Annotated in this window: 1 pseudogene; it reads left to right on the top strand. The window is 38.5% G+C overall.

Annotated features, from left to right (window positions below):
- Window positions 1-111: 111 nt before the first annotated feature.
- Window positions 112-1,374 (top strand): annotated as a pseudogene (locus ACG95_RS13835) (ISL3 family transposase).
- The last annotated feature ends 48 nt before the right edge of the window (window positions 1,375-1,422 follow it).

The following is a 1,422-nucleotide window of genomic DNA, read 5'->3' as shown; positions in this document are numbered from 1 at the left end:
GGTGTTGATGGAATTCCATCAACACCCAATTTTTGTGTAAAATAAAAGGACAAGTCCCACAATGCACCACCAAGTACCGACCAAAGTAAATGTAAAGGCAAGTGAGAAGACATGTCCCAAGACCATTTTATCGAAGATACGCTTCAAATTAAAGACCCAAATATCATTTGTACTGATATTGATAATAGCAATCCAGAAAAACAAGTCATCTACGCGAAGTTAACTTACCCCTTAGAGAGCTGTCCACTTTGTGGTCAGTTCTCAGTAGTGCGGTTTGGTACTAACTTGATAAATGTCAGAATGCCACCAATCAAGGAACGACCAGTCATTTTAAAACTGCTTAAACAACGATATCGTTGCAAGACATGCCAACGAACATTCAGTGCGCAAACGTCACTAGTTAAACCGCATTGCCAAATTTCAGAAGATACCAAGTAAATGATTATTCTAAGACTACTTAAAGATCGCAGTATTATTGATATTGCGGACGAGTTGAACGTGTCCCCCGTCGCAGTCAATCGGGTCATTGATTCATTGGCATCGCAAACTAAAATCTCTTTGACAACTTTACCAGTAACCTTGTGCTTTGATGAGTTCCGTTCCACCGGTCATCAAATGAGTTTCATTACCATCGATGGTGATTCACACCGGTTAGTTACCGTTTTACCTGATCGATTTAATCGCAATATTAAAAAGCATTTTATGACTCATTACTCCTTAAAAGAACGACAACAGGTTCAACGAATCGTGATTGACTTTAACGCCCAATATCAAAGCATTATTCACGAAGTTTTTCCAAACGCCAAAATCATCGCCGATAATTTTCATTTAGTCCAAATGGGACTTAGATCATTAAACCAAACTCGAGTACAGTTGATGCATCATTTTGATCCTAAAACTAGAGAATACCGGATCCTCAAATATCATTGGCGCCTATTCTTAAAATCATATTCAGACCTAGAGAAGCGGAAACCACAATGGTTTCCGCACTTAAAGAGCTGGGTCACTCAAGAACAATTAGTCCTAGAAGGAGTGGAACTTGATCCCATTTTTCAACAAACTTATTTTACCGCTCATGCTTTAGTAGACGCATTAAGAACTCGTAACTATCAAGACTTTAGCAAAGCTTTGAGCCGAATCAACAAAGTCAGTTCACAGCTTGAGACTACAGTTAAAACTTATCGTAAATACTTACCATTAATCGAAAACATGATGACTAGTACCTATTCAAATGGGCCGCTAGAAGGTATTAACCGAAAAATCAAACAAATTAAACGGACGGCATATGGTTATCGGAACTGGTCTCGTTTTTACACACGAATTCGGATTGAATTCACGATTCAAAACAACAAAAGGAAACCAATTCGTAAATGAATTGGTTTCCTCATAAAGAACTCCATCAACAGCCGTTGACAAAGAGCC

It is taken from the genome of Lactiplantibacillus herbarum (genome assembly GCF_001039045.1).
GTDB lineage: Bacteria > Bacillota > Bacilli > Lactobacillales > Lactobacillaceae > Lactiplantibacillus > Lactiplantibacillus herbarum.
Note: the sequence above shows the minus strand (reverse complement) of the source record. Positions and strands in the feature narration are given on the sequence as shown.